This window comes from Acinetobacter sp. UBA3132 (assembly GCF_002364825.1).
Taxonomy (GTDB): Bacteria; Pseudomonadota; Gammaproteobacteria; order Pseudomonadales; family Moraxellaceae; genus Acinetobacter; species Acinetobacter schindleri.
The window spans coordinates 1-6,799 of record NZ_DEZM01000015.1; the positions used below are offsets into that span (position 1 = coordinate 1).

3 protein-coding genes are annotated in these 6,799 nt (G+C 43.6%); 2 read left to right on the forward strand and 1 reads right to left on the reverse strand.

The window, feature by feature from the left end; all coding sequences use genetic code 11:
- Window positions 1-252 precede the first annotated feature (252 nt).
- Window positions 253-4,086: a phosphoribosylformylglycinamidine synthase gene (purL, locus tag B4033_RS00600; protein WP_286831111.1), complete on the reverse strand. Its 3,834-nt coding sequence runs from the start codon at window positions 4,084-4,086 to the stop codon at window positions 253-255.
- A gap of 504 nt (window positions 4,087-4,590) precedes the next feature.
- On the opposite strand from purL, the gene B4033_RS00605 reads away from it, so the two are divergent.
- Window positions 4,591-5,931: a deoxyguanosinetriphosphate triphosphohydrolase gene (locus B4033_RS00605; RefSeq protein WP_286831113.1), complete on the forward strand. Its 1,341-nt coding sequence runs from the start codon at window positions 4,591-4,593 to the stop codon at window positions 5,929-5,931.
- A 117-nt stretch (window positions 5,932-6,048) separates the two neighbouring features.
- Window positions 6,049-6,651 carry a Holliday junction branch migration protein RuvA gene (ruvA, locus tag B4033_RS00610; protein ID WP_008303701.1) on the forward strand — a complete coding sequence of 201 codons (603 nt, stop codon included), beginning with the start codon at window positions 6,049-6,051 and terminating at the stop codon, window positions 6,649-6,651.
- The last annotated feature ends 148 nt before the right edge of the window (window positions 6,652-6,799 follow it).

Genomic DNA, 6,799 nt, shown 5'->3' on the forward strand with positions numbered 1-6,799 from the left:
TTTTTAGCCGTATCGATTCGATGAAAGTTCACTCCCCACATATACCACTCACAACCTGCTAAAAACGTGAATATAAACACTGTCATTATTTTTATAATTATTTTATGCATCAAATAAAGCTGTAATAAACTCTACCTCTAAATTCGTAATACAATTCAGCTAAATTCAACTGACATATGAAAATTATACAAAACGAGTTTTGGCAAATAAAAAAAGCCACCTTCCGGTGGCTTTCTCAACTCACTGATTTAATTAACCAATAAATTTACGAGCATTACGGAACATACGTAACCAAGCACCATCCTGATCCCAGTCTTCTGGTTTCCAAGAATGCTGGATTGCACGGAAGTTACGCTCAGGGTGCGGCATTAGGATCGTTGCACGACCATCTTTAGAGGTCACACCAGAGATACCTTCAGGCGAACCGTTCGGGTTCAGTGGATATTGCTCAGTTGCATTACCCTGGCTATCTACATAACGCATGATTACCTGGTTATTGGCATTCAACGCAGCAATGCTTTCAGCTGATGCAACCACACGACCTTCACCATGAGCCACAGCGATTGGCAGGATTGAGCCTTCCATACCTTCAAGCAATACAGAATGAGATTTCTCTACACGAACGTTTACGCTACGCGCTTCAAATACTTCTGACTTGTTGCGATGGAAACGAGGCCATGCATCCGCACCTGGAATCAATGGAGCCAATTGAGACAACATCTGACAACCGTTACAAATACCTAAAGAGAAGGTTTCCTGGCGGTTGAAGAATTTCTCAAACTGGTCACGCAGTTGCTGGTTAAACAGTACTGATTTTGCCCAGCCTCCGCCTGCACCCAATACGTCACCATAAGAGAAGCCACCACACGTCACCAGACCTTCGAAGTCATCCAGGCTGATACGACCAGCAAGCAAGTCACTCATGTGTACGTCAACAGTATTGAAGCCGACTTTATCGAATGCTGCTGCCATTTCTACATGACCATTTACGCCCTGCTCACGCAGAATCGCCATATTTGGACGACGTGAGTTGATGTACGGTGCTTCGATTTGCTCGTTCAGATCAAATGTCGGTTGAGCAATCAAACCTTTGTGTGATTTGTCAGTAACTAACGCAAATTCTTGATCAGCAGTTTCTACGTTGTCACGCAGACGCTGGATTTGATGAGAAACTTCAGTCCAAGCCACTTGCAGGTCGGCACGTTCAAGTACCAGACCATTTACAGATAACTGGTCAGAGTTGTTTACTGTACCTACTACAGAGATCGCATCTTTTAGAGTAGAAGTAGCGATTTCTGCTTGTAATGCATCCCAATCTGCTTTTGCGATTTGCAGCACAGCACCGATTTCTTCAGCGAACAGTGAAGCTACAGTTTGTTGTTCCAGAGCTACACCAAGACGTGAAGCGAACATCATTTCCGCAACAGTTGCCAGTAAGCCACCATCACCGATGTCATGGTAAGCCTTGATCAGACCACGGTTGTTCCAGTCTTGAACCAGTGTAAAGAATGCTTTGAAGTCATCAAAGCTATCAACATCTGGAGTGACAGAACCAATGGCTTTATACACCTGAGCCAGGATCGAACCACCCAGACGGAACTGGCCTTTAGACAGATCAATACGAACCAGTACAGACTCAATATTTTTCAGTTCAGGTGTCAATGTTTTGCGAACATCAGTCACTGGAGCAAACGCAGTAATTACGCCTGACATCGGAGAAGTTACGGACTTGTCTTCGCCTTCGTCATTCCAGGTGGTACGCATTGAAAGCGAGTCTTTACCGACTGGAATTGCGATACCCAATGCTGGGCACATTTCCATACCAATCGCTTTAACGCCTTCAAATAGGGCTTGATCTTCACCCGGTTGACCCGCAGCAGCCATCCAGTTTGCAGACAATTTAATGTCGCTGATTTGATCAATCTTCGCAGACATGATATTCGAGATTGATTCAGCAACAGATAAACGCGCAGAAGCTGCTGGGTTTAACAATGCAACTGGTGGACGTTCGCCCATTGCCATTGCTTCACCAGTGTAACCTACAAGGCTTGTTGTGGTGACTGCAGCATCCGCTACAGGCACTTGCCATGGACCAACCATCTGGTCACGTGCAACCATACCGGTAATCGAACGGTCACCAATGGTGATCAAGAATGATTTAGAGGCAACAGTTGGGTTCTTAATAACACGATAAATCGCATCTTTCAGATCAGTCACTTTAGACGCATCAAAGTCGTCGCCTTTGCGTTCAGCTGTTTCGTATGAGCGGCTCATACGTGGTGTACCGCCAAGCATCACCTGCATTGGCATATCCACAGGTTTGTTGCCGAATAACGGATCTTCAACAGTTAAATGACGCGCTTCAGTCGCTTCACCCAATACTGCAAACGGACAACGTTCACGTGCACAGATTGATTCAAATAATTCTAATGAAGACGGACGGATCGCAAGCACATAACGTTCTTGTGCTTCGTTTGACCAGATTTCCATTGGAGACATACCTGGCTCAAGCGATGGAATCTTACGCAGATCAAGTACCGCACCAAGCTCGTGATCGTTCACAAGTTCAGGCATTGCATTTGAAATACCACCCGCACCTACATCGTGTACTGAAACGATCGGGTTGTGATCTTCCATGCGCCAGCAAGTATCAATCACTTCCTGACAACGGCGTTCCATTTCCGGGTTTTCACGTTGTACCGAAGCAAAGTCCAGGTTTTCACCAAGTTTACCGCTGTCTACAGAAGACGCTGCACCACCGCCAAGACCAATCAGCATCGCAGGACCACCAAGAACAATCAGAAGATCACCTGGCTGGATTGCATCTTTTTCAACATGGTCTGAACGGATGTTACCATAACCACCGGCAATCATGATTGGCTTATGGAAACCTTTGACTTCGCCATTTACATTTTGTTCAAACGTACGGAAGTAACCATTTAAGGCAGGACGACCAAATTCATTGTTAAACGCGGCACCACCCAATGGACCTTCAATCATGATTTGAAGTGGAGATGCCATACGTGATGGTTTGCCATAGTTTTCTTCCCAAGGCTGTTCAAAGCCAGGAATATTCAGGTTAGATACGGTGAAACCAGTTAAACCAGCTTTTGGCTTACCACCACGACCTGTTGCACCTTCATCACGGATTTCGCCGCCTGAACCTGTCGCTGCACCGGCAAATGGTGCAATCGCGGTTGGATGGTTGTGGGTTTCCACTTTCATCAGGATGTGAGCAGCCTGGCTCTTGTATTTATAAACGTGTTGACCGTTTTCTTCTTGCGTTGGGTAGAAACGCTGAGTATCAAAACCAACAATCACGGATGCGTTGTCTTTATATGCTGACAAGACATCTGTTGGTGATTCTTTATAGGTATTTTTGATCATCTGGAATAATGACAATGGCTGAACTTCACCGTCAATAGTCCATTCAGAACCGAAGATTTTATGACGGCAGTGTTCAGAGTTTGCCTGAGCAAACATCATCAGTTCGATGTCATTCGGGTTACGGCCCAGTTTAGTGAACGCTTCTGTCAGGTAATCAATTTCCTGATCAGACAGTGCAAAACCAAACTCGTTATTGGCTTTTACCAGTGCTTCTTTTCCTTGACCCAGAATATCAATCGAGTTCAAAGGTTTTGGCGCAGTTTCGATGAATAGTGCAGCCGCATCATCAATTGCGTTAAATACGCTTTCAGTCATGCGGTCATGCAAGACCTGTAATGCTTCTGTAGAAAGCTCTTTTACACCCTTCAGCGTAAATAAAACACCGCGCTCAAGACGATGAACCGGTGTATTACAATTCTTGAAAATATCTGTCGCTTTCGAGGACCACGGCGAAATCGTGCCGACACGTGGTGTGACTAAAATCTGGATTTCATCATTTGCAGCCTGGTGCAGTTCAAATGATTGACCATCGTTGAGAAGCTGTAAAGCGGATTGCTGTTGTTGCTCGTTGAGCGCTTGGTCAAAAAGATAAACAAATTGACTTTCTAGTGATTGAACAGAACTAATTGACGACAAACGCGAAAGTAGTTGAGTTTTCTTAAAAGAAGAATGTGCAGGTGCACCGGCAACGATAAACATGCTGATTTTGGCTCCACGGGATGGTCTTGTGAACCATGCCACAATGTGACTTGAGAGAGCGCATATTCTACTGTGAAATACTGGAATCAGCTAGTGAGGAATTAATAAATCTGATCGCTAAACTATCAGGATTTTTAAAATAATACTTTTATTTTCAGTTAAAAAAATTTAATGTAGTCGATTAGATTAACACATTTTCTTGCAGAAAAATCAAAACCGTTAAAGTTTTATTTTTAGTCGCAAAATTGTATTATTTTTCAACAACAAATTTATCTAGAATTAAACCTTCTTACTTGCTTCAGTGTGCCGAATACCTTAAAAAAACTCCCTTTATTTGAAAATAAATATTTCTTGTCGTCTATTGAAGTATCTCAATATTAAAATCATCTTTTAAAAACTCTTTACTCTTATCTCACTTTAAGACGGCAACTTATGTCGCAACTCCATATATTTTTAGCTCCATTTTTGGCATCATGCGTTAAAGAATTGATTGAATAATGATAAATGACTCAAATGCGTTGGCTGGAATTACTCTCCACTGTCCGTATTGGCAGCAAAAAGCAAAGTTCTGAACTGGCGCGCAGCCCGTTCCATAAAGACTATGATCGTATTATTTTTTCGCAAAGTTTTCGCCAGCTAAATCGTAAAACTCAGGTCCACCCTCTGACTCAGCATGATGGCATTCATACCCGTTTAACCCACTCACTAGAAGTCTCCTGTATTGGGCGTTCATTGGGTATGCTGGCTGCCGAAAAAATCAAAGATAATTTACCTGCCTGGATTTCTCCGGCCGATGTTGGCGCCATCATCCAAGCTGCCTGTCTGGCACATGATATCGGTAATCCGCCTTTTGGCCATGCCGGTGAATATGCAATTCGGGAATGGTTTGACGATGCTTCTCATACCGATTTTTTAAAAGATTTGAGTCCTGAACAGGAAGCCGATGTACGCCAGTTTGAAGGCAATGCCCAAGGCCTACGCCTGCTGACCAAGATTGATTATCATCCCTATGATGGCGGCATGCGCCTGACCTATGCCACGCTCGGCGCCTATCTTAAATACCCATGGCTCTCTGAGGCGATTGACCCGACTGGTAACACCCCGGCCAGCCGACGTCCAAAATTTGGTTGTTACCAGTCTGAAAAAGAAATTTTGCAGGAAATTGCTGAACAGTTAGGATTAATCCAGCTTGGTGAATACCATTATTGTCGTCATCCACTGACCTATCTTTTAGAAGCTGCGGATGATATCTGCTATGCTCTGATTGATCTGGAAGATGGCATCAGCCTGAATATGCTCAGTTATGCCGAAGTCGAGCCAGTTTTCCTGAACTTGCTGGGAGAATATGGCACACCTGAAGAAATCAACCTGCCTAATACCACCTGGCAACAAAAAATTGCCGCCTTACGTGGCCGGGTCATGAAACGTCTGGTAGATGAAGTCACCACAGCCTTTGCCCGACATCAGCAAGAAATTCTGATGGGCCAATTGCAAGGCTCATTGCTGAGTTATTGCAGTGCCGACATTGAGATTGGCATTAACCGGGCCAAAGAACTGGCGCGAGACAAGATCTTCGAACATCCGCAAAAAGCCGGTCTGGAAATTATTGCGCATCAAAGTCTGCAAACGATTCTGGATGCCTTTATTCCACTGACCACACCGCACAAAACCTTAAGCTTTAAAGAACAGCGTTTAATGGCCATTTTAAAACGTTCGGGTGCGCAGTTTAGTGCTGATCATTATGACAACATTATGCAGGTACTGGATATTATTTCCAAGTTTTCGGATCATCAGGCTTATAACCTGGCTCAGGAACTGCATGGCAATAAAGCTGGATTAATTTAATGATTTACACGATTTGCTGATAATCTCGGCAAATCGCAACTTTTTAATTTGCAGTATTTTGCCTTTGGCCCGAATGCTGACTAATATGCCCGTATTGAAATTGAGTATTTATAAAAAATGATTGGATGTCTGATTGGTGAAGTGCTGGCACTGGAAGCACCGACTGTTTTGTTGAATGTAAATGGTATCGGTTATGAAATTGATACGCCACTGACCACTTTTTGCCAGCTGCAAAAAGGCCAGAAAATTACCCTTTGGACACATTTGGCCGTGCGTGAAGATGCCCAGTTACTTTATGGCTTTATTAATGCACAGGAAAAAACTATTTTCCGCACCTTATTAAAGGTGAACGGCGTTGGCCCTAAAATGGCACTTGGCATTCTGTCTACCCTGAGTGTAGAAATGCTGATTCATACCGTTGAACATGAAGATGTGAATACACTGGTGAAAGTGCCCGGCGTAGGCAAGAAAACCGCAGAACGTTTAATGATTGAATTACGTGACCGCTTTAAAGCCATGGCTTCAAGTACAGCACCAAGCAACTCTACCACTGAGCAAATCCAATTTACTGGCAATTCTGCAGTGGCAGAAGCGGAAGCTGCATTACAGTCATTGGGTTACAAACCTCTGGAAGCCCAAAAACTGGTTAATGCAGCCAAAGGTGATTTTACTGAAGCCAGTGATATTATCCGTGCGGCATTAAAGTCGATGAATAAATAATAGGAAAATGACTTAATGTTAAATAAGTTTGTTTATTCTCTTATTTATATAAATTACTCGCGACATGGATGTCGCCAGTTGAGTTGGGGTACAGGACGTACCCCAACTCAACAAAAGATTTTTGTTACTTTTGATCTTTCAAAAGTAA

Excerpts from the sequence above, each read along its gene's own strand:
- ruvA (WP_008303701.1), top strand. The coding sequence starts at position 6,049 with ATGATTGGATGTCTGATTGGTGAAGTGCTGGCACTGGAAGCACCGACT.
- purL (WP_286831111.1), bottom strand. The coding sequence starts at position 4,086 with ATGTTTATCGTTGCCGGTGCACCTGCACATTCTTCTTTTAAGAAAACT.
- B4033_RS00605 (WP_286831113.1), top strand. The coding sequence starts at position 4,591 with ATGACTCAAATGCGTTGGCTGGAATTACTCTCCACTGTCCGTATTGGC.